Below are 20,930 nucleotides of genomic sequence, written 5' to 3' on the forward strand. Positions count from 1 at the left end.
GGATCAGGCTGCCCCCAGCTTCACCAGGCCGCTGCGACGGCCCGGCGGAGAAGGCCTTTCACCTCCACTCGATTGCGTAGCGCCTCGTGGCGCACTCCCATGTCAGCGAACGCGCCGCACGGGAAGTAACCCGGACCACTCGAACTGCGATGGCACACGCTCAAGGTCCGAGGCACAGGACAGCGGGAGCCGACGACAGCCGGACCCCCGCCGCGACGCAGAAGCCTCCCGACGAGATCCAGATGCCCGCCGCCGTCGGAACGTTCGCGGGGCTGCCGGCGGTGTTGGCACTGATGTGGGACGGGTGGGCCGTCAGGCATGACTGACACCGGGGCTGGGGGCCCGCCCGGACACACCTCGCCGGGACGGCTCATCGCGACAGCCCGCCGCTGATCGAACTGGCAAGCTGGTGACAGGACCGCCAGCACGTCGACGGGCAGGAGCCGGCCATGATCAGCGGTGCGCATGTCATCCTCTACAGCCAGGACGCCGAGGCGGACCGCGCCTTCATCCGTGACGTCCTCGGCTTCCCGGGCGTCGACGCAGGCGGCGGCTGGCTCATCTTCAAGCTGCCTCCGGCCGAGGTGGCCGTGCACCCGGCCGACGGCCCGCCCCGGCACGAGTTCTTCCTGATGTGCGACGACCTCGATGCCCAGCTCGGTGAATTCCGTGCGCGGGGCGTCGAGATCACCCGGCCGGTCAGCGAACAGCGCTGGGGCAGGCTGACGGCGATCCGGCTCCCCAGCGGCGCCGAACTCCCCCTCTACGAGCCGCTCCACCCCATCGCCCACGGCCTGTGACCCGAGCGCGCTCCGCCCGGCGCTCCGCCCGACGTGGCGCCCCTCAGGAGGAGTCCTCGGCCCGCAGCAGCCGGCGCAGGCGCCCGCCGGGGCCGTCCAGGTCCCGCCTGCGGTGCCCATGGACACGGGGGTCGTCCGTGACGTCGTACCGCTTCACGTAAGCGCCCAGGAACGCCTGCAGCGTGGCGACCGCGGGGATGGAGATCAGCGCGCCGACCGCACCGAGCAGAGCCGTGCCCGCGATCACCGACCCGAAGGCGACCGCGGGGTGGATGTCCACGGACCTGGCGGTCAGCTTGGGCTGCAGCATGTAGTTCTCGAACTGCTGGTAGACCACGACGAAGACCAGCACCCACACCGCGTACCAGGGGGCCACGGTGAAGGCGATCAGCATCGGCAGGGCGCCCGCGAGGTAGGTGCCGATGGTGGGGATGAACTGTGAGACCAGGCCGACCCAGACCGCGAGCACGGGTGCGTAGGGGATGCCCAGCGCCTCGAGCAGGACGTAGTGCGCGATGCCCGAGATCAGCGCCATCAGACCGCGCGAGTAGAGGTAGCCACCCGTCTTGTCGACGGCGATCTCCCAGGCACGCAGCACCTCGGCCTGCCGGGCGGGCGGCAGCACGGAGCACAGCGCGCGCCGCAGCCGGGGCCCGTCGGCGGCGAAGTAGAACGAGAACAGCGCGATCGTCAGCAGCTGGAAGAGGCCGCCCAGGACCTGGGCGGAGACGTCCAGGACGCCGGTTGCGCTGTTCTGGACGTACCGTCTGAGCCAGTCCGAGTGGACCAGGCTGTCCTGCACGTCCACACGCCTCAGCTCTGTGTGGAACGTCGCATTGATCCAGTTGACGACGGAATCAAGGTAGTTGGGGAATCCCTCGACCATCTTGATGATCTGGCCCGCGAGCATCGAGCCGAGCAAGGTCACGAACCCGGCCACCGCGATCGTCAACCCCAGGAACACCAGGAACGTCGCCAGCCCGCGGCGCAGGCCGTGCGCCGCCATCCAGCTCACCGCGGGTTCTATGGCGAGCGCCAGGAAGAACGCGATCAAGATATTGATCAACAGTCCGGTGACCTGGTGGAACGCCCAGCTGCCTAGCTGGAACACGGCGATGAGCGCGAGGGCCAGCACCATGGCACGCGGCAGCCAGCGCGGCATGCGGGCGCCCGGCAGAGCACCGTCACCGCCCGGGGGACGGGCGGGCGGCGTCGTGCCGAGCGGTGATTCCTGGTGGGGGACCTGCGCGGTCTCGTCTGTCGGGGCCACGGAGCAAGTCTCACCCACCTCGCCGGCATCCTGGGACGGCCGGCCTCTCTTCGCGGCCCTTCAGCGCCTTTCGTGCGGAACGTTCATGGCCGTGCACACGGCACGCCACACGTCCTTGGCCTCCCAGCCGCCGTCCAGCGCCTGATGCACCGTGCGCCCGCCGAGCTCGGCCATCACATGATCGCGCGCGAAGGTGTCGGCGTACGCCTCACCGAAGTGATCCGCCATCCGCTGCCAGAAGACCGTCAACCGCATGACTCCAGTATCCAGCCCCTGAGAGTGGGCCCGGGCGATGGCCGCTCGCAGGGGCCGCTTTCCGTCCTACGGTCTGATCCATGGCCGAACCCGCAGCATCCCCACTGCCCACGACGCCCCCCGCGTCCTCCCCGCTGTCCCGCGCCGAGCACTTCGTCTGGCTCACCGCGCGCGTGCTGGAGCAGCGGCGCTTCGCGTACCACTTCCTGGACGGCGAAGCCGACCCGGTGGAGACCGCGCTGGCCGCCTACCGCAACACCGACGACGGATACGGTCACGCCCTCGAACCCGATCTGCGCGGCCCGGTCAGCCAGCCCCTGCACACCGCGCACGCACTGCGCGTCCTGGACTCGATCGGGCGCTGCGGCGGACAGCGGGCGGAGCGGGTGTGCCGCTATCTGACCGCCGTGTCGACGCCGGACGGCGCCCTTCCGGCGATCCACCCCTCCCAGCGCGGCTATCCGGCGGCTCCCTTCGTGCCGGTGGTGGACGACCCGCCGAGCGACCTCCTCGCCACGGGTCCCGTCGTGGGCCTGCTGCACCGGAACGAGGTGTGGCACGCGTGGCTGTTCCGGGCCACCGACTTCTGCTGGCAGACGGTCGAACGCCTTCAGGCCTCGCATCCCTACGAGATCGAGGCGGCCGTGGCGTTCCTGGACTCGGCCCCCGACCGCTCGCGCGCGGAGGCAGCCGCCGACCGGCTGGGGCGCATGGTGCGCGAGCAGCGGCTCGCGGTCCTCGACCCGGACCGCCCGGATGCCTGTCCGGTGGCACCCGGGTACGCCCCGGGTGAGCATCACTTCCCGTACGACTTCGCGCGTACCCCGGGCTCCCTCGCGCGCGCGTGGTTCACCGACGCAGAGATGGCACGCTCCCTCGACCACCTCGCGGCCGACCAGCGGGAGGACGGCGGCTGGCCGATCCGGTGGCGCCAATGGGCTCCTGGCACCGCGCTGGAATGCCGGCCCATGGTGACCATCGAGGCGCTGCGCACCCTGCGGGCGTACGGGCGCCCGATCGGCTGAAGGCGGGAGACCGCGGGCAACAGGCCGCGCCCGGGCCCATCCCGTGGTGCGGCCCTCATGCCCAGCCCGTCATCGCCCGTACTCCCGCCGTCACCACGACCGCGGCGGCGACCACGACCAGGAAGGGTGCGCGCAGAAGCAGCGCGACGGCAGCGGCGGCGAGCCCCGCGGCCCTCGCGTCGAGCACCAGGGCCCGGCCGTCGGCGAAGGTCTGCTCGGCCGTGAGGGCGGCCAGGAGGGCCACTGGCAGCAGGGCCGCGAGCCGCCGGACGAAGGGCCGCTCCAGGATCCCGGCGGGGACCAGCAGGCCCAGGAGCTTGACGGCATAGCAGCCCACGGCCGTCACACCGATGGCGATCCAGACGTTCAACCCTGTTCCCCCTGTCCGTGCAGGACGTCGTTGGGTCCGTCCTGTCCGTGCGGTACGTCATCCCGTCCGTGCAGTACGTCGTTCCGTACGCCGACGGCGCCCGTCTCCGCCCGTACGTCGGCGGCACCCGTCTCCGCGGCCCCGGCCTCATCCGCGCCCGCGCCGCCGCGACGGCGGCCCTGGACCCACAGGGCGAGCGGAGCGGTCAGTGCCGCCGCCAGCACAGGAACCCCGGCGGGCAGTACCGGGAGCAGGCCGAGCCCCAGTACCACCGCGGCGCCCGCCACGGCGCGCTCCGTGGCGGCCTTGAGCATCGGTGCCAGCAGCGCGAGGAAGACCGCGGGCCCGGCGGCGTCCAGGCCCCATGCGTTCGTGTCGCCGACGGCCTGCGCGCCCACAGCGCCCAGGAGCGTGGTCAGATTCCACAGCGCATAGAGGGTGAGCCCGGTGACGGTGAAGCCGATGCGGACGCCGCGCCGGGTCGGCTGGGCGAGCGCGACGGCGGTGGTCTCGTCGATGACCCACTGGGCGGCGAGCGGACGCACCGCGCGCGGGAGCGCCAGCAACTGCGACAGACGCAGCCCGTAGAACGCGTTCCGCACGCCCAGGAAGAAGGCGCCCGCGGCGGCCGTGAGCGGGTTGCCGCCCGCCGCGAGGGCGCCCACGAGCGCGAACTGCGAGGCACCGGTGAACACCAGAAGGCTGAGTGCGCAGGTCTGCGGCAGCGTGAGCCCCCCACCCGCCGCGGTCACCCCGAACGCGAAACCGGACAGCCCTACGGCGACCCCGACGCCGAGGGCGTCCCGGACGACGGCGGCGTCCGGTTTTCCGCCGTCGTGCCTTTCTATGTTCCCTGCGTTCCCTGTGTCCGCGGTCGCGGTCCGTTCTGCCATGCCCCGGAGGGTAGAAGCGGGCCGTCCTCGGGGTCTTGTACGTTCTTGCGCCCAGGCGTGCGCGGACTGCCGCTCGGACGTTCACGCTGATACGCGCCCGGCGGCACGCCCACGATGCGGGCGAAGTGGCGGTTGAGGTGCGGCTGGTCGGTGAAGCCGACGGTCACGGCCGCCTCGGCCGGCGTGACACCCGCGTCCAGAAGACGCCGGGCCCGGCGGACGCGCGCGTCCGTCAGCCAGGTGTGCGGCGGCATGCCGTAGGTGCCTCGGAAGGCCCGCAGCAGCGCGAACGGGCTGGTGCCGAGGTCGGCCGCGAGCCGCTCCAGGCTGGGGGGCCCGGCCATCCGCTCCTCGAGCACGGCACGCGCGCGTGCGGCGGTGACGGAGCCCGCGGTACGCACGGCACGCCGCGGCATCCGGCCGCCGTTGAGCCTCAGCAGCCGGGTCACGATGACGCGCAGCAGTGTGTCGGCGGCGAGCGCGTTGCCCTCGTCCGCGGCCCGCAGCACCTCGTGGACGAGACCGGCCGCGTACGGGTCCTCCAGCACCGGGCCGGTGAAGCCGGGGGTGCCGCGGATGGCCGTGGTCTCGGCGGCGATCTCGGCCACCAGTTCCGGCGACGGGTAGACGGCCCCGTACCGCCAGCCCTCGGGCCCGTCGGCCCGGCCCGTGTGCGGGGTGTCGGGGTTGACCAGGGCCAGCGAGCCCGGTCCCGCGTACTGGTCGGCGCCGCCGTGATGGAAGACCTCGACGCCGTCGGCGATGGCCGCGATCACGAAGTGCTCGTGGGTGTGCCGTACGAAGGTCTTGCGGATGTAGCGGGCCCGCAGCAGGTCGACGCCCGGCAGGTCCTCGTACCGCCAGTGCCTCGCCCGCTCCCCTGAACCCGCCATGCCCCCATTCTGCGTCACGGTCTTCGGCGGACCGGAGGGCCGTGTGACCGCCTTGCCCGGCATCCACGCAGGTCGGATGTGTTGTCAGTGGCTGGGTGCAGGATGGACGCATGGTCAGTCCCGCACACCGAGCCCTCGACGGCTTCTCCCCCGCGACCCGCGGCTGGTTCACGGGGGCGTTCTCCGCGCCCACCGCGGCCCAGGCCGGGGCGTGGCGCGCCATCGCCGAGGGTTCGGACGTGCTGGTGGTCGCGCCGACCGGGTCCGGCAAGACGCTGGCCGCGTTCCTGGCCGCGCTCGACCAGCTGGCGTCCGCTCCGCCGCCCGCCGACCCCAAGAAGCGCTGCCGGGTGCTGTACGTGTCCCCGCTGAAGGCGCTCGCGGTCGATGTGGAGCGCAATCTGCGCAGTCCGCTCACGGGCATCCGCCACGAGTCGGTCCGGCTCGGGCTGCCCGAGCCGGAGGTGAAGGTGGGCATCCGCTCCGGCGACACCCCGGCTCCCGAGCGCCGCGCCCTGGCCACCCGCCCGCCGGACATCCTGATCACGACTCCCGAGTCGCTGTTCCTGATGCTGACATCGGCCACGCGCGACGCGCTGGCGGGCGTGGAGACGGTGATCCTGGACGAGGTGCACGCGGTGGCGGGCACCAAGCGGGGCGCGCATCTGGCGCTGTCCCTGGAGCGGCTCGACGAACTGCTGCCCAGGCCCGCGCGCCGCATCGGCCTGTCCGCCACGGTGCGCCCCGTGGACGAGGTGGCCCGCTTTCTCTCCCCTCGCCGCAAGGTGGAGATCGTCCAGCCCGAGTCCGGCAAGGAGTTCGACCTCTCCGTCGTCGTCCCGGTGGAGGATCTCGGCGAGCTGGGCGGCTCCCCGGTCGCCGACTCGGACGGGGGTGCGGAGCGCCCGTCCATCTGGCCGCACGTCGAGGAGCGCATCGCCGATCTCGTCCAGGCCCATCGTTCCACGATCGTCTTCGCCAACTCCCGGCGTCTCGCGGAGCGTCTGTGCAACCGGCTCAACGAGATCGCGTACGAGCGGGCCACCGGCGAGACTCTGGCGGAACACCACGCTCCCGCCGAGCTGATGGGGGGCTCGGGGGCGGCCCAGGGCGCGCCCCCGGTGCTCGCCCGCGCCCACCACGGCTCGGTCTCCAAGGAGCAGCGCGCCCTGGTGGAGGAGGATCTGAAGGCTGGCCGGCTGCCCGCCGTCGTGGCCACCTCCAGCCTCGAGCTGGGCATCGACATGGGGGCGGTGGACCTCGTCGTCCAGGTCGAGTCCCCGCCGTCCGTGGCCTCCGGGCTCCAGCGGGTGGGCCGCGCGGGGCACCAGGTCGGTGCCGTCTCCACCGGTGTGGTCTTCCCCAAGTACCGAGGCGACCTGGTCCAGTCCGCGGTCGTCACCGAGCGGATGCGCGCCGGGTCCATCGAGTCCCTGAGGGTCCCGGCGAACCCGCTCGACGTGCTCGCCCAGCAGCTCGTCGCCATGACGGCCCTGGACACCTGGCAGTTCGACGACCTCCTGGCGATGGTCCGCCGGGCGGCGCCGTTCGCCTCGCTGCCCGAGTCGGCGTTCACGGCGGTGCTGGACATGCTCGCGGGCCGCTACCCCTCGGACGCCTTCGCCGAGCTGCGCCCGCGCGTGGTGTGGGACCGTGTCGCGGGCACGATCACGGGCCGCCCTGGCGCCCAGCGTCTCGCCGTCACCTCCGGGGGCACGATTCCCGACCGCGGGCTGTTCGGGGTGTTCCTCGCCGGGGCCGACCCGAAGAAGGGCGGGGGGCGGGTCGGCGAGCTGGACGAGGAGATGGTGTACGAGTCCCGGGTCGGGGACGTGTTCACGCTGGGCACCAGTTCCTGGCGGATCGAGGACATCACACGCGACCGGGTCCTCGTCTCCCCGGCTCCCGGCGTTCCCGGCAGGCTTCCCTTCTGGAAGGGTGACCAGCTGGGCCGTCCGCTGGAGCTGGGCCGCGCGGTGGGCGCGTTCCTGCGCGAGGTGGGCTCGCTGCCCGAGCAGGACGCGCGGCCGAGGCTGCTGGCCGCGGGGCTCGACACATGGGCCGCGGACAACGTGCTGTCGTATCTGCGTGAGCAGCGCGAGGCCTGCGGCCACGTCCCGGACGACCGGACGATCGTCGTCGAGCGGTTCCGGGACGAGCTGGGCGACTGGCGGGTGGTGGTGCACTCCCCGTTCGGCGCCCAGGTCCACGCGCCCTGGGCGCTCGCGCTGGGCGCCCGGCTGGCCGAGCGCTACGGCATGGACGCCCAGGTGATGCACGCCGACGACGGGATCGTGCTGCGGCTGCCCGACGCGGACCTGATGAGCCTCGACCTCCTGGACCAGGAGCCGATGAGGACGGGCTCGGAGTACGACTCCGAGCAGGCACCCGTCGGCGCGGCGGATGTGGCCTTCGACAAGGGCGAGGTCGACCAGATCGTCACCGACCAGGTCGGCGGCTCGGCGCTGTTCGCCTCCCGGTTCCGGGAGTGCGCGGCCCGCGCGCTGCTGCTGCCGCGCCGCAACCCGGGCAAACGCACCCCGTTGTGGCAGCAGCGCCAGCGCGCCGCCCAACTGCTACAGGTGGCAAGTGAGTTCGGCTCGTTCCCGATCGTCCTGGAGGCGGTCCGCGAGTGCCTCCAGGACGTCTTCGACGTTCCGGGTCTCGTCGAGCTGATGGGCGACATCGAGTCGCGCAAGGTGCGGCTTGTCGAGGTCACCACCCCGGAGCCGTCCCCGTTCGCCCGCTCGCTCCTGTTCGGGTACGTCGCGCAGTTCCTCTACGAGGGGGACTCGCCTCTCGCCGAGCGGCGCGCCGCCGCGCTGTCGCTGGATTCCCGGCTGCTGGCGGAACTGCTGGGCCAGGCGGAGCTGCGTGAGCTGCTCGACGCCGAGGTGCTCGCCGAGCTGGAGCGCGAGCTGCAGTGGCTCACCGAGGACCGGCGCATCAAGGACGTCGAGGCGGTCGCCGATGTACTGCGACTGCTCGGGCCGCTGACCGGCGCCGAGCTCGTGGAGCGTGGGGCCGAGCCACAGTGGGTGGAGGAGCTGGCCGCCGCCCGGCGGGCGATCAGGGTCCGTATCGCGGGCGCCGACCACTGGGCGGCGGTCGAGGACGCGGGCCGGCTGCGTGACGCGCTGGGCACCGCCCTGCCGGTGGGCGTGCCCGAGGCCTTCACCGAGCCGGTCAAGGACCCGCTGGGCGACCTCCTCGCGCGGTACGCGCGCACGCACGGCCCCTTCACCTCGGCCACCGCCGCCGCGCGGTTCGGTCTCGGGGTGGCCGTGACCGAGGGCGCGCTGCAGCGGCTGGCGGCGGCCGGCCGGATCGTCCAGGGAGAGTTCCATCCCGCGGGGATCGGACAGGAGTGGTGCGACGCGGCGGTGCTGCGCCGCCTGCGGCGCCGTTCCCTGGCGGCGCTGCGGCATGAGCTGGAGCCCGTCGCACCGGCCGCACTGGCGCAGTTCCTGCCGCAGTGGCAGCACGTCGGCGGGGGCCATGGGCTGCGCGGCACCGACGGACTGGTGCGCGCTGTCGAGCAGTTGCAGGGCGCGTCCGTGCCCGCGTCGGCCCTGGAGAAGCTCGTCCTGCCGTCACGCGTCGCGAACTACACGCCCGGGATGCTGGACGAGCTGACGGCGGCCGGTGAACTCGTGTGGGCGGGCGCGGGCGCGCTGCCCGGCAAGGACGGCTGGATCTCCCTGTATCTGGCGGACGCGGCCCCTCTGCTGCTCCCCGCCCCGCACCCCCTGGAACTGACCGCCGTCCACCAGTCGGTGCTGGAGGCCCTGTCGGGCGGCTACGGCCTGTTCTTCCGCCAGATCGCCGACCAGGTCCGCGCCACGACGCACCCGGACGTCACGGATCCCCAGCTGGCCGACGCGGTCTGGGACCTGGCCTGGTCGGGACGGCTGACGAACGACACGCTCACCCCGATGCGGTCGCTGCTCGGCTCGGGCCGCACCGCGGGCTCCACCGCCCATCGCGCCAAGCGCGCGGTGCCGCGCGGACGGTACGGCTCGCTGACGGCCGCCGCCCGGCCCCAGTCCCGTACGGGGCCGCCGACGGTGGCGGGCCGATGGTCGCTGCTTCCCGCCCGTGAGGCCGACCCCACCGTGCGCGCGCATGCCCTGGCGCGGACGCTTCTGGACCGGCACGGAGTGGTGACCCGCGGCGCCGTGGCGGCGGAGGGCGTGGAGGGCGGTTTCTCCGCCGTGTACCGGGTCCTGTCCGCCTTCGAGGACAGCGGTCAGGCCAGGCGCGGCTATGTGGTGGAGGGTCTTGGCGCGGCGCAGTTCGCGATGGACGGCGCGGTGGACCGGCTGAGGTCGGTGGCGAACGCGCGCGAGCGGAATGAGCCGCTGCCCGGCACGGGCCCGAGCACCGGGAACGGCTTCTCGCACGGCTTCCCCGGAGCACCCCCACACCCGTTCGGGGCCACCGGACCCACCGGTGACCACGACGCGCTGGAGGACCCGTTCGGTGACGGCTTCCCGTTCGGCTCCGCAGACGGTTCCGGCGACGGCCACGACCTACTGTCCGCTCCCGGGTTCGGAGGCCCACGCTCGGGCTCCCGCTCCGGCTCGCCTGCCGGGGAGCCCGGCTCCGGCCCCGGCTCGGGAACCACGTACGGCCGGCCGTATCCGGCCCTCCCTCCCCATCGCACCCGCACCGCCGGCCCGTCTCGGACCGTGGTCCTGGCCGCCGCGGACCCGGCCAACGTCTACGGCGCCGCACTCCCCTGGCCCGAGCCGCCGACGGAGGCGGGACACAAGCCGGGGCGCAAGGCCGGCTCGCTGGTGGTGCTGGTCGACGGTGAGCTGGCGCTCTACATGGAGCGGGGCGGCAAGACGCTGCTGGCGTGGCCGTCCGGCCCGGAGGCCGAGCCGACGGACGACTCCCGGCTGCGCGCCGCCGTCGGGGCCCTCGGAGAGTCCGCGCGCGCGGGTTCGCTCGGCACGGTGACGGTGGAGCGCGTCAACGGCGCCTCGGCCCTCTCGTCCCCGTACGGCGTCCTCCTGGAGGGAGCGGGCTTCATAGCGACCCCGCGCGGGCTGCGCATCCGCGCGTGAGCCGCCGGCACGAGGCTCGCAGGCCCGGACGTGTCACCCTTGACCCATGCCCGAAGGCGACACCGTCCACCAGGCCGCGGGACGTCTGCACAAGGCGCTCGCGGGCAAGGTGCTGACCCGGTCCGACCTCCGGGTGCCCGCGTTCGCCACGGCCGACCTGACCGGCCGCGCCGTCCTGGACGTCACCCCGCGCGGAAAGCACCTCCTCACCCGGATCGAGGGCGGGCTCACGCTGCACTCCCATCTGAGGATGGACGGCGCCTGGAAGATCTACGCGCTGGGACAGCGCTGGAGCGGCGGTCCCGCCCACCAGATCCGGGCGGTCCTCGGAACGGCCGACCGCACGGCGGTCGGCTACCGCCTGCCCGTCCTGGAACTGCTGCGGACGTCCGAGGAGGACCGCGCCGTGGGACATCTCGGCCCCGACCTGCTGGGCCCCGACTGGGACCCCGAAAGGGCGCTGGAGAACCTGCTGAGCGACCCCGGCCGCACCCTCGGTGAGGCGCTCTTGGATCAGCGCAACCTCGCCGGCATCGGCAATGTCTACAAGAGCGAGCTGTGCTTCCTGCTGCGGGCCACCCCATGGCTGCCCGTCGGCGCCCTGCCCGCCGAGTACGCCGCCCGCCTCCCGGCCCTCGCCAAGAGGCTCCTGGAGGCCAACCGCGACCGCCCGGCGCGCAACACCACGGGGCGGCGCGACCAGAACCTCTTCGTGTACGGCCGGGCGCCCCGCCCCTGCCTGCGCTGCGGCACCCCTGTCCGGGTGGCGGACCAGGGTGACGGCTCCCGGGAGCGCCCCACGTATTGGTGCCCGGCCTGCCAGTGGGGACCGTGTCCGGCCCAGCCCCCGCCCCGGTTCCGGCCCCGGGGGCGGCCCGGCGGTGATGACAGCCGCCCCCTCACCACCAATTGACGATCCGTCAGAAATCCTCGTACCGTCGATGTCATGCCCGTCACGGCGTACGACCTCAGCGGACGCACCGCATTCGTCACCGGCGCGGCCAGCGGCATCGGCCGCGCCTGCGCCGTACTGCTCGCGCAGGCAGGCGCGATCGTGCACTGCGCCGACCGCGACGCACAGGGCCTGGACGAGACCGCGGCCCGGATCAAGGACCTCGGGGGCACGGCCCGCACCCATCAACTCGACGTGAGCGACCGGGCACAGGTGCATCAGGCCGTCGCCTCCTGCGCCCGCCTGGACGTGATGGCCGCGATCGCCGGGATCATGCACAGCAGCCCTGTGCTGGAGACGCGCGACGAAGATCTCGACCGGGTGCTGGCCGTCAACTTCAAGGGCGTGCTCCACGCTTGCCAGGAGGCCGCCCTCCGCATGATCGGGGACGGTACGCGCGGCAGCATCGTCACCATGGCTTCGGGCGCCATCGACACCGGCGGCCCTGGACTGCTCTGTTACGGCGTCACGAAGGCCGCGGTGGTGCAGCTGACGAAGACCCTGGCAACCGAGGCCGGACCGCACGGTATCCGGGTCAACGCCGTGGCTCCCGGCTGGATCCGGACGCCGATGACCACTCGGCACGGGGAGGCACAGGAGCGGACAGAGGCGTCCATGGCCCGGATGTCACCCCTGGGCCGGGTCGGCGAACCGGAGGACATCGCCCATGCCGTCCTCCATCTGGCTTCCGACGCCGCGTCGTTCACCACCGGCCAGATCCTCCGGCCGAACGGAGGGGTGGCCATGCCATGGTGAGCCCGGGGCGGTGACGCGCGGCCGGGCCGGGCCCTCCCGGCCCCGGGAGTCACCTGAACACCCCCGGACCCGGTCACGCCGGTCCCGCCCGCTCCCCCTGCGCCCCGCCCCTCACCCGGGTTGCGCGCCCCTCCCGCGCACCCGAGCGGTACGCCACCGTCGCCAGGACAGGGCCCACTGGTCCGACCCGGCCGCCCCCTCGGCCCGGCTCTTCGGCACACAGTGCACCGGCAGCAGACTCAGTCCCCAGCCCCCGGTCGCGACCGCCCCTTCCAGCACCCCGGCGTGGGGTGCCAGCACGAGTCGGAGCACCCCCCACCACCACAGCGCACCGAGCGCCAGCGCAATCCCCCTGCGCGCCGCGCGCCCCGCCATGGCCGTCACCTCCCACTCGAGGAACCAGACCCTAGACCGGCCCGTCACCGCCAGGGAGGGCGCACCAGCGGCACACAGGCGCACCGGACCCCGCGCATGCCCCAGGCATCTGTCGGATGCGGCGCGTCCCGCGCAGACACCGGGCAGCGAACGCCCCGCCTGCCGGCGCCCAGCACTCCCCACCCGCCCGGCTCACCCGTTCTCCGCCTGGAACATCCAGTGATGCTTCTCCAGGTCGGCGGTGATGCCGATGAGTAGGTCCTGGCTGACCGGATCCGCCTCGGCGGTCGAGGCCACCCGCTCCCGCATGCGCGTGATCACCGCGCCCAGGGCCGAGACGAGCGTGCCCACCGCGTCCGTGTCCTTCACCCAGCCCTGCGGCACAGGGCCGATCCCGCTGCCCTGCGCGACCGTCGCAGCACGACCGTCCGGCGGGACGCCCAGGGCCGAGGCCCGCTCCGCCACCGTGTCCGAGTGCTGTCGTGCGCTGTCCACGACTTCGTCGAGTTGCAGGTGGATGGAGCGGAAGCGCGGTCCGATCACGTTCCAGTGCACCTGCTTCGCCACCAGGGAGAGGTCCACCAGATCGACCAGGGCTCCCTGCAGCGCCTCGGAGACCGCCTTGAGGTCGTTGTCGGACAGCGGGCTCTTCACGACGTACATCGGCATCCTCCGGAAGCGTTCGCCGGGCCCCGAGCCCCAAGGGGTCGACCCCTCGCCCTTCCACGATGACGGCACCACCCGGCCCCGGCAAACGGGGCAACTCCGGCCCGTGACGCACGAGGACCGGCGCAAAGGCCGGTCCGGGCACGCGAGAGCCCCGGCCGCGCTCCTCCGGTCCCCCGGAGCAGCCCCGGCCGGGGCTCTCGTACGATTGCCGCCTCACCCGCCCACGCGTGTGAGGGTCAGGCGGCGACCACGTCCACTGCCTCGGTGGGCGCCTTGATCGTGACCCGTTCCGGTGGGACACCGGCGACGGACACGGAATTGAGCATCGGGCGACGTACCGGTGCGGGCACCGGTTCGGTGGCCGCAGCCGACTGTGCCAGCTCGGCGAGGGCGAGCTCGTCGCTCACTTCCCGCATGAGCTCGGACATCCGTACGTCCAGCGCGTCGCAGATCGCGGAGAGCAGTTCGGAGGACGCCTCCTTCTGCCCCCGCTCCACCTCGGAGAGATAGCCGAGCGAAACTCGGGCGGACGAGGAGACTTCGCGCAGAGTACGGCCCTGGCGCTGGCGCTGCCGACGCAGCACGTCACCCAGCAGGCGACGGAGCAAAATCATCGGTGGCTCCCTCCTCGGACCGCGTAACCGCATCCTTCACGCCCCACCGTACCGCCTCGCGCCGCGGCCGTGCGGGGAGCGCTGCTCTGTTCACTCAGGGCTGCAAACATCAAGTCCCCCCGTTCTGTTCCGTATCCTGTGCCCGCTCATTCTCGCTCTGTTCGCCCACGAGCTCCTTCAGAAGCAGCGCGAGCACGCTCCGTACACTCTCCATACGGATTTCCGCACGGTCACCGTTCAACCGCAGACGGACCACTTTCCCGCCGCCGAGTTCGCCCGAAACCTCCTCGCGCGGCCCCTGGACGGCCACGAACACGGTGCCGACCGGCTGTCCGTCCTGCGGTTCGGGACCGGCCACACCGGTGGTCGCGAGGCCCCAGTCGGCGCCGAGCGCCATGCGCACCCCGGCCGCCATCTGGGCCGCGACCTGCGGATCCACCGCCCCGCGAGCGTCCAGAAGCGCACCGTCGACCCCGAGGACGTCCCGCTTGAGATCGGTGGCGTAGGCGGTCACGGAGCCGCGGAAGGTCTGGGAGGCTCCGGGCACCGCGGTGATCTCCGCGGCAACCAGGCCGCCGGTCAGCGACTCGGCCACGGCGAGCGTCTCGCCCCTCACCGTGAGTAGTCGCAGCGCCTCGGCGGCCGGGGAGTTCAACGCTCTGTCTCCTCGGCGGCCCGGCGCTCCGCGATGCCGCGCCTGCGCAGCACGACGGCTTGTCTCACATAGTCGAGTCCTGTGACGACGGTCAGGACGATCGCCGCGGCCATCACCCAGAACCGCAGGGTCGCGAGCCAACCGGTGAGCGCCAGGACGTACATGCCGACCGCCACGCCCTGTGTGAGCGTCTTGAGCTTGCCGCCGCGGCTCGCCGGGATCACGCCGTAGCGGATCACCACGAAGCGCAGCAGGGTGACGCCGAGCTCACGGCCGAGGATCACCCCGGTCACCCACCACGGAAGATCTCCGAGCCAGGACAGGCAGATCAGGGCCGCGCCCATGATCGCCTTGTCGGCGATGGGGTCGGCGATCTTCCCGAAGTCCGTGACGAGGTTGTAGGTGCGCGCCAGATGCCCGTCGAACAGGTCGGTGATCATGGCGACGGCGAAGGCCGCCCAGGCGAGCGAGCGCCACGCAGGGTCGTATCCGCCGCCCGCCAGCATCAGCGCGACGAAGCCCGGTACGAGGACCAGGCGGAGCATCGTCAGGAGGTTGGCGACGTTCCAGACGCTTGCCTGGTTGACCGCCGCTGCGGTCAGCTTGCCGCCCCGCGCCGACCGTGCGCCGTCCTGATCACCTTGGCTCGCCGCCGCGGCCTCCGCGGCCCCGGCGGACCCTTTGGCCGCCGCCCTGCCGCCGGGCAGTCCCGAGGCGCCGGAGCCGCCCTTCGCGGGCGCCGCTCCACGCGCACCGGAGGAGCCGCCCGCCGCGGATGCCGGGATTCCGGTCATCTGCCCGCCTCCTCGGGACGGCCGAACGCGCCCTGGAGCGGCTCGGCCACCAGGTCGACACCTTCCGTACCGACCACCTTCGCCTCGACCATACGGCCCACCCGCAGGCCCGCGCCCGTCGTGAACAGGACCTGCCCGTCCGTCTCGGGAGCCTGGTGAGCGGCGCGGCCGTACGCGCCGTCCTCGCCGTCCACGGACTCCACGAGCACGTGCACGGTCTCGCCGACGCGCTCCTCGGCGCGCTGCGACACCAGTTCCTCGGCCAGCCGGGAGACCCGGGCCAGCCGCTCGGCGACGACGTCCTGGTCCAGCTTGTCGTCGTAGGTCGCGGCCTCGGTGCCCTCCTCGTCCGAGTAGCCGAAGACGCCGATCGCGTCCAGCCGCGCGCCGTTCAGGAAGCGCTCCAGCTCGGCCAGGTCGGCTTCGCTCTCGCCGGGGAAGCCCACGATGAAGTTGGAGCGCACACCGGCCTGGGGGGCCTTGCTTCTGATGGTGTCCAGCAGCTCCAGGAAGCGGTCGGTGTCACCGAATCGCCGCATCGCACGCAGCACACCGGGCGCCGAGTGCTGGAAGGACAGGTCGAAGTACGGGGTGACCTTGGGGGTGGAGGTCAGCACGTCGATCAGCCCGGGCCGCATCTCGGCGGGCTGGAGGTAGCTGACGCGGACACGCTCGAGGCCGTCCACCTCGGCCAGCTCGGGCAGGAGGGACTCCAGGAGGCGGATGTCTCCAAGGTCCTTGCCGTAGGAGGTGTTGTTCTCGGAGACCAGCATGATCTCCTTCACGCCCTGTTCGGCCAGCCAGCGCGTCTCGTTCAGCACATCGCTGGGCCGGCGTGAGATGAAGGAGCCGCGGAAGGAGGGGATGGCGCAGAAGGAGCAGCGGCGGTCACAGCCGGAGGCCAGCTTCACCGAGGCGACCGGTGCGCCGTCCAGACGGCGGCGCAGGGGCGCCCGGGGACCGGATGCGGGGGCGACGCCCTCGGGGAGGTCCGCCGGCCCGTGCCCGGGCAGGGCGACCGAGGTGGCCGATTCCTGGCGCTCGGCCGGGCTGATGGGCAGCAGCTTGCGCCGGTCACGGGGCGTGTGCGAAGCGTGGATGCCGCCGCTCAGGATGGTTTGCAGGCGGTCCGAGATGTCCGTGTAGTCGTCGAAGCCGAGCACGCCGTCCGCCTCCGGCAGGGCCTCGGCGAGCTCCTTGCCGTACCGCTCGGCCATGCAGCCGACCGCCACGACGGCCTGCGTGCGGCCATGGCTCTTGAGGTCGTTGGCCTCGAGGAGGGCGTCGACGGAGTCCTTCTTCGCGGCCTCGACGAAGCCACAGGTGTTGACGACCGCGACGTCCGCTTCCGCGGCGTCCTCGACGAGCTGCCAGCCGTCCGCCTCCAAACGGCCTGCGAGCTCCTCCGAGTCCACCTCGTTACGGGCGCAGCCAAGGGTGACGAGTGCGACGGTACGGCGTTCAGGCATGGGCTCAAGACTACTTCGTCCCGCTGAGAGCCCACGTCGACGGGGTTGGCCGATCTTGGCCAACCCCGTGTGTCCCTGCCCTTCGGTCCCGCTCGGTCCCTCCGGAAGGGCTCGGCGGGCCTGTGTCAGCCGGTGACCGGGTCACCCTTCGTGTAGGTCAGGCGCTCGACCTGGCCCGGCTGGAAGTCGTCCTGGATCTTCTTGCCGTTGACGTACAGCTCGATCGCTCCCGCGTCCCCGAGGACCAGGTCGATCTTGTCCTTGTCCTGGAAGGTCTGGGAGTCGCCCTGCTTGAGCAGCCCGTCGAAGAGGACATGGCCGTTGTGGTCCTTGGCGGAGATCCAGCTGCGGCCGCCCGTGGCGCTGACCTGGACGGTGACCTTGTCACGGGGCGCCGCCGCGATGGCGCTGTCGGTCGGCTCGGGCTTCTGAGCGGGCTTGCTGCTCTTGGGAGCGGGCGAGGAGGGCCTGCCCGAGCTCGTCTCGGGGCCCTTGGCGGCCGGCGGCTTCGCGGTGTTCCCGCTGTCACCGCCCTTGACCATGGTGAACCCGACGAAAGCGATCACCACCACGATCGCCGCCACCATGGCCGCGGTCCAGTTGGGCCCGCGCCGGTCCGGGCGGATACGTTCCGCCTGGAAGAGCGGGTTCGCCGGGGTGGGGGCCGCTCCCGCGCCGTGGTCCTCGGCGTACTGCGCGAGCAGCGGGGCCGGGTCGAGATGCACGGCACGCGCGAGCGTGCGGATATGACCGCGGGCGTAGACATCGCCGCCGCAGGGGGCGAAATCGTCCTGTTCGATCGCCTGCACGATGACGATCCGGACCCGGGTGGCATGGCTGATGTCGTCGACGGTCAGCCCGGCCGCGATGCGCGCCTGCCGCAGGGCCCGGCCGATCGACAGGCGTTCCGACGCACTGTCGTCCGCGCGTTCGCCGTCGAACGGACGCGCATCCTCGGGGGAGTTGTCGTCAGGGGAGTTACCGATGGACACGGGGGCGCCTTTCGAGCGTTGAGCCACCTGTGCTGGAAGTTCAGTCTAGGGGGGGTACGAAAGGGTGAGGCAACCGGGCGGTATGACTTTGTACGCCATCCGAATGGCTGGTCATCCTCATGGTGGGCCACGTACCTGTCCCCTCGCTCAACTTGACGTACGTAGGCGGGAAACGGTTGCTCACGGATCACTTACGACTGGATCACGGTCGGACCTCCGAGACCGGTGCGCGGTCCCTATGTCGACAATGGACAGGGTCTAGGACTGAGACTCCCCCCGGATCAGGGCGAGCACTCCATCCATCTCGTCAGGTTTCACAAGAACGTCACGTGCCTTCGATCCCTCACTGGGGCCGACGATGTTGCGCGACTCCATGAGGTCCATCAGGCGTCCTGCCTTCGCAAAGCCGACCCTCAGCTTCCGCTGGAGCATCGAGGTGGAACCGAACTGGGTGGAGACCACCAGTTCGGCCGCCTGGCACAGCAGGTCGAGATCGTCGCCGATGTCCTCGTCGATCTCCTTCTTCTGCTTGGAGCCGACCGTGACGTCCTCGCGGAAGACCGGCGTCATCTGCTCCTTGCAGTGCCGGACGATCGCCGAGACCTCCTCCTCGGTCACGAAGGCGCCCTGCATACGGGTCGGCTTGTTCGCACCCATCGGCAGGAACAGGCCGTCACCCTTGCCGATCAGCTTCTCCGCGCCGGGCTGGTCGAGGATGACGCGCGAGTCGGCGAGCGAGGAGGTGGCGAACGCGAGCCGGGAGGGCACGTTCGCCTTGATCAGGCCGGTCACCACGTCTACCGAGGGCCGCTGGGTGGCGAGCACCAGGTGGATGCCGGCGGCGCGCGCGAGCTGGGTGATCCGCACGATCGCGTCCTCGACGTCGCGGGGGGCGACCATCATCAGGTCGGCCAGCTCGTCCACGATCACCAGCAGATAGGGGTACGGCTGGAGTTCGCGTTCGCTGCCCTCGGGCGCCTTGACCTTGCCGTTCCTGATGGCCTCGTTGAAGTCGTCGATGTGCCGGAAGCCGAACGCCGCCAGGTCGTCGTAGCGCAGATCCATCTCGCGTACGACCCACTGCAGCGCCTCGGCCGCCCGCTTCGGGTTGGTGATGATCGGTGTGATCAGGTGCGGGATGCCCTCGTAGGCGGTCAGCTCGACGCGCTTGGGGTCCACGAGGACCATGCGCACGTCCTCCGGGGTCGCCCGCATCATGACCGAGGTGATCAGGCAGTTGACGCAGGACGACTTGCCGGAACCGGTCGCACCGGCGACGAGGATGTGCGGCATCTTGGCGATGTTCGCCATCACATAGCCGCCCTCGACGTCCTTGCCGAGCGCTACCAGCATCGGGTGGTCGTCCTCGGCCGCCGCGGCGAGCCGCAGCACGTCGCCGAGATTGACCATCTCACGGTCGGTGTTCGGGATCTCGATGCCGACCGCGGACTTTCCGGGGATCGGGCTGATGATCCGCACGTCCGGGCTGGCGACGGCGTACGCGATGTTCTTGGTGAGCGCGGTGATCCGCTCGACCTTCACGGCGGGTCCCAGTTCGACCTCGTACCGGGTGACCGTCGGGCCTCGGGTGAAGCCGGTGACGGCGGCGTCGACCTTGAACTCGGTGAAGACGTTGGTGAGCGAGGCGACGACGGCGTCGTTCGCGGCGCTGCGCGCCTTGCCGGGGCCGCCGCGCTCAAGCAGGTCCAGGGACGGCAGCGAGTAGGTGATGTCACCCGAGAGCTGGAGCTGCTCCGCGCGCGGCGGGAGATCACGGGGTTCCTCGGGGGCGGCCTTCGTCAGGTCGGGCACCGGGGAGTCCGCGGGCAGCTTCTCGAGCTGGGGGCGGGCGGCCGGCACCGGCGTCGGCGTGGCCTCCACCCGGTCGGCGGCGCTCACGCCCTGGGTGAGGTCGGCGACGATCGGGGACGGCGGCATGCCGTGCAGCACGGCGCCGTCCAGGGCCGCCGCGGCTGCCGCGGCGACGTCCACGGCGTCCATCTCCCGGCCCAGGGCGGGCTGCACGGAGGGCCGCCGGGAGCGGCCCCTGCGGCGGGACAGCGCGTGCTGCTCCGCCTCGTCCGGGTCGTACAGCTCGTCGGTGCGCTCGCGCCTGCGGGTGCCGCGGGGCAGGGCCTCGCGCCACTGCTCGTCGTAGCGCTCGTCGTCCTGGGTGGCGATGACGCTCTCGGGGTCGTGCACGAGTCCGAGCTTCAGGCCGAGCTGCCGCAGCCGCTGCGGGATCGCGGTGACCGGGGTGGCTGTGACGACGAGCAGGCCGAAGAACGTGAGCAGCACGAGCAGCGGCACGGCCAGCGCGGCGCCCATGGTGTATGTCAGCGGGGTGGCCGTGGCCCAGCCGATGAGCCCGCCCGCGTCCCTTATCGCCTGCATGCCGTCGCTGCGCGCGGGCTCGCCGCAGGCGATGTGCACCTGACCGAGCACGCCGATGACCAGGGCGGACAGGCCGATGACGATACGGCCGTTGGCCTCGGGCCGCTCCGGGTGGAGGATCAGGCGCACGGCGATCGCACCGAGCAGCAGCGGCACCAGCAGGTCGAGACGGCCGAAGGCGCCGGTCACCAGCATCTCCACGAGGTCCCCGACGGGTCCGCGCAGATTGGCCCAGGTGCCCGCGGCGACGATCAGGGAGATACCGAGCAGCAGCAGCGCGAGGCCGTCCTTGCGATGTGCCGGGTCGAGCCCCTTCGCGCCACGCCCTATGCCGCGGAACATGGCTCCGACGGCATGCGCGAGCCCCAACCAGAGGGCGCGTACGAGTCGGTACACCCCCGCGGTCGGGTTGGGTGCCGGCGCGGGGGCGGGCTTCTTGGCCGGGGCTTTCCTGGCGGGTGCCTTCTTCGCCGCGGCCTTTTTCGCGGGGGCCTGCTTCGCCGGAGCCTTCCTCGGAGCAGCCGCCTTCTTCGCGGGCGGCTTCTTGGCTGCGGGACGTGGGGCCATGACTGCGAGGTTACCGGTGCGGGCGAGCAGGCACACGCGTGCCCGCAGCTTCACCCGTTCGTGTCGCCTATCGCGGGGCGCGAAACTGACGCGGGCTCAAGGGGTGCGTCACACA

The 20,930-nt window shown here is 72.2% G+C and carries 18 protein-coding genes; 5 read left to right on the top strand and 13 right to left on the bottom strand.

The features are described 5' to 3' along the window. Positions 1-449: 449 nt before the first annotated feature. Positions 450-800 (top strand): VOC family protein, encoded by a 351-nt coding sequence (locus ABZ845_RS29895; protein WP_360985937.1) that lies wholly within the window; start codon positions 450-452, stop codon positions 798-800. A gap of 43 nt (positions 801-843) precedes the next feature. Here ABZ845_RS29895 and ABZ845_RS29900 read toward each other — a convergent pair whose 3' ends face one another. Together ABZ845_RS29900 and ABZ845_RS29905 are read right to left on the bottom strand one after the other, a co-directional pair. Further along, positions 844-2,070 carry an AI-2E family transporter gene (locus ABZ845_RS29900; RefSeq protein WP_360985940.1) on the bottom strand — a complete coding sequence of 409 codons (1,227 nt, stop codon included), beginning with the start codon at positions 2,068-2,070 and terminating at the stop codon, positions 844-846. 60 nt (positions 2,071-2,130) lie between these two features. Next, the gene (locus ABZ845_RS29905) at positions 2,131-2,325 is read right to left on the bottom strand and encodes a DUF3046 domain-containing protein (RefSeq protein ID WP_360985943.1); all 195 of its coding nucleotides are present in this window, start codon (positions 2,323-2,325) and stop codon (positions 2,131-2,133) included. Between the two features lie 80 nt (positions 2,326-2,405). On the opposite strand from ABZ845_RS29905, the gene ABZ845_RS29910 reads away from it, so the two are divergent. Then, complete coding sequence (locus ABZ845_RS29910) at positions 2,406-3,350, top strand: hypothetical protein (RefSeq protein ID WP_360985945.1); 945 nt, start codon at positions 2,406-2,408, stop codon at positions 3,348-3,350. Positions 3,351-3,405: 55 nt separating this feature from the next. Here the strand turns inward: ABZ845_RS29910 and ABZ845_RS29915 are convergent, their stop codons facing one another. The 3 genes from ABZ845_RS29915 to ABZ845_RS29925 are packed head-to-tail and all read right to left on the bottom strand — an operon-like array spanning position 3,406 to position 5,506. Then, positions 3,406-3,720: an AzlD domain-containing protein gene (locus ABZ845_RS29915; protein ID WP_360985948.1), complete on the bottom strand. Its 315-nt coding sequence runs from the start codon at positions 3,718-3,720 to the stop codon at positions 3,406-3,408. Then, positions 3,717-4,613, bottom strand: coding sequence for an AzlC family ABC transporter permease (locus ABZ845_RS29920; protein WP_360985951.1), 897 nt, complete (start codon positions 4,611-4,613; stop codon positions 3,717-3,719). Before ABZ845_RS29920 ends, ABZ845_RS29915 begins: the two co-directional genes overlap by 4 nt. Continuing rightward, on the bottom strand, positions 4,565-5,506 hold the full coding sequence (locus tag ABZ845_RS29925) for an AraC family transcriptional regulator (protein WP_360985954.1): 942 nt from the start codon (positions 5,504-5,506) through the stop codon (positions 4,565-4,567). Before ABZ845_RS29925 ends, ABZ845_RS29920 begins: the two co-directional genes overlap by 49 nt. 110 nt (positions 5,507-5,616) lie before the next feature. Here ABZ845_RS29925 and ABZ845_RS29930 point away from each other — a divergent pair, with 110 nt between their 5' ends. The 3 genes from ABZ845_RS29930 to ABZ845_RS29940 are packed head-to-tail and all read left to right on the top strand — an operon-like array spanning position 5,617 to position 12,286. Then, positions 5,617-10,578 (top strand): ATP-dependent helicase, encoded by a 4,962-nt coding sequence (locus tag ABZ845_RS29930; protein ID WP_360985957.1) that lies wholly within the window; start codon positions 5,617-5,619, stop codon positions 10,576-10,578. Between the two features lie 46 nt (positions 10,579-10,624). Then, positions 10,625-11,491 carry a DNA-formamidopyrimidine glycosylase family protein gene (locus tag ABZ845_RS29935; RefSeq protein ID WP_360985960.1) on the top strand — a complete coding sequence of 289 codons (867 nt, stop codon included), beginning with the start codon at positions 10,625-10,627 and terminating at the stop codon, positions 11,489-11,491. A 33-nt stretch (positions 11,492-11,524) separates the two neighbouring features. Further along, positions 11,525-12,286, top strand: coding sequence for an SDR family NAD(P)-dependent oxidoreductase (locus tag ABZ845_RS29940; protein ID WP_360985963.1), 762 nt, complete (start codon positions 11,525-11,527; stop codon positions 12,284-12,286). 111 nt (positions 12,287-12,397) lie between these two features. Here ABZ845_RS29940 and ABZ845_RS29945 read toward each other — a convergent pair whose 3' ends face one another. The 8 genes from ABZ845_RS29945 to ABZ845_RS29980 form a co-directional block, all read right to left on the bottom strand. After that, entirely contained in the window at positions 12,398-12,661 is a 264-nt protein-coding gene (locus tag ABZ845_RS29945; RefSeq protein WP_360985966.1) for a hypothetical protein, read from the bottom strand. 192 nt (positions 12,662-12,853) lie between these two features. Further along, complete coding sequence (locus ABZ845_RS29950; RefSeq protein WP_360985969.1) at positions 12,854-13,324, bottom strand: DNA starvation/stationary phase protection protein; 471 nt, start codon at positions 13,322-13,324, stop codon at positions 12,854-12,856. Positions 13,325-13,566: 242 nt separating this feature from the next. Then, positions 13,567-13,944, bottom strand: a complete 378-nt coding sequence (locus tag ABZ845_RS29955) for a helix-turn-helix transcriptional regulator (protein ID WP_055511872.1) — start codon at positions 13,942-13,944, stop codon at positions 13,567-13,569. 109 nt (positions 13,945-14,053) lie between these two features. Further along, positions 14,054-14,599 (bottom strand): CinA family protein, encoded by a 546-nt coding sequence (locus ABZ845_RS29960; RefSeq protein ID WP_360985972.1) that lies wholly within the window; start codon positions 14,597-14,599, stop codon positions 14,054-14,056. Continuing rightward, on the bottom strand, positions 14,596-15,393 hold the full coding sequence (gene pgsA / locus ABZ845_RS29965; protein WP_360985975.1) for a CDP-diacylglycerol--glycerol-3-phosphate 3-phosphatidyltransferase: 798 nt from the start codon (positions 15,391-15,393) through the stop codon (positions 14,596-14,598). Before pgsA ends, ABZ845_RS29960 begins: the two co-directional genes overlap by 4 nt. Then, the gene (gene rimO, locus ABZ845_RS29970) at positions 15,390-16,862 is read right to left on the bottom strand and encodes a 30S ribosomal protein S12 methylthiotransferase RimO (RefSeq protein WP_360985978.1); all 1,473 of its coding nucleotides are present in this window, start codon (positions 16,860-16,862) and stop codon (positions 15,390-15,392) included. Before rimO ends, pgsA begins: the two co-directional genes overlap by 4 nt. Positions 16,863-16,987: 125 nt before the next feature. Continuing rightward, complete coding sequence (locus ABZ845_RS29975) at positions 16,988-17,854, bottom strand: RodZ domain-containing protein (RefSeq protein WP_360985981.1); 867 nt, start codon at positions 17,852-17,854, stop codon at positions 16,988-16,990. 258 nt (positions 17,855-18,112) lie between these two features. Beyond that, positions 18,113-20,815 carry a DNA translocase FtsK gene (locus ABZ845_RS29980; RefSeq protein WP_360985984.1) on the bottom strand — a complete coding sequence of 901 codons (2,703 nt, stop codon included), beginning with the start codon at positions 20,813-20,815 and terminating at the stop codon, positions 18,113-18,115. Positions 20,816-20,930 lie beyond the last annotated feature (115 nt).

The organism is Streptomyces sp. NPDC047022 (genome assembly GCF_040644155.1).
Lineage (GTDB): Bacteria > Actinomycetota > Actinomycetes > Streptomycetales > Streptomycetaceae > Streptomyces.

Bases quoted from the DNA above. Each gene is read 5' to 3' on its own strand.
- ABZ845_RS29895 (WP_360985937.1), top strand. From the start codon at position 450: ATGATCAGCGGTGCGCATGTCATCCTCTACAGCCAGGACGCCGAGGCG.
- ABZ845_RS29905 (WP_360985943.1), bottom strand. From the start codon at position 2,325: ATGCGGTTGACGGTCTTCTGGCAGCGGATGGCGGATCACTTCGGTGAG.
- ABZ845_RS29910 (WP_360985945.1), top strand. From the start codon at position 2,406: ATGGCCGAACCCGCAGCATCCCCACTGCCCACGACGCCCCCCGCGTCC.
- ABZ845_RS29920 (WP_360985951.1), bottom strand. From the start codon at position 4,613: ATGGCAGAACGGACCGCGACCGCGGACACAGGGAACGCAGGGAACATA.
- ABZ845_RS29925 (WP_360985954.1), bottom strand. From the start codon at position 5,506: ATGGCGGGTTCAGGGGAGCGGGCGAGGCACTGGCGGTACGAGGACCTG.
- ABZ845_RS29930 (WP_360985957.1), top strand. From the start codon at position 5,617: ATGGTCAGTCCCGCACACCGAGCCCTCGACGGCTTCTCCCCCGCGACC.
- ABZ845_RS29935 (WP_360985960.1), top strand. From the start codon at position 10,625: ATGCCCGAAGGCGACACCGTCCACCAGGCCGCGGGACGTCTGCACAAG.
- ABZ845_RS29940 (WP_360985963.1), top strand. From the start codon at position 11,525: ATGCCCGTCACGGCGTACGACCTCAGCGGACGCACCGCATTCGTCACC.
- ABZ845_RS29945 (WP_360985966.1), bottom strand. From the start codon at position 12,661: ATGGCGGGGCGCGCGGCGCGCAGGGGGATTGCGCTGGCGCTCGGTGCG.
- ABZ845_RS29950 (WP_360985969.1), bottom strand. From the start codon at position 13,324: ATGTACGTCGTGAAGAGCCCGCTGTCCGACAACGACCTCAAGGCGGTC.
- ABZ845_RS29955 (WP_055511872.1), bottom strand. From the start codon at position 13,944: ATGATTTTGCTCCGTCGCCTGCTGGGTGACGTGCTGCGTCGGCAGCGC.
- pgsA (WP_360985975.1), bottom strand. From the start codon at position 15,393: ATGACCGGAATCCCGGCATCCGCGGCGGGCGGCTCCTCCGGTGCGCGT.
- rimO (WP_360985978.1), bottom strand. From the start codon at position 16,862: ATGCCTGAACGCCGTACCGTCGCACTCGTCACCCTTGGCTGCGCCCGT.
- ABZ845_RS29980 (WP_360985984.1), bottom strand. From the start codon at position 20,815: ATGGCCCCACGTCCCGCAGCCAAGAAGCCGCCCGCGAAGAAGGCGGCT.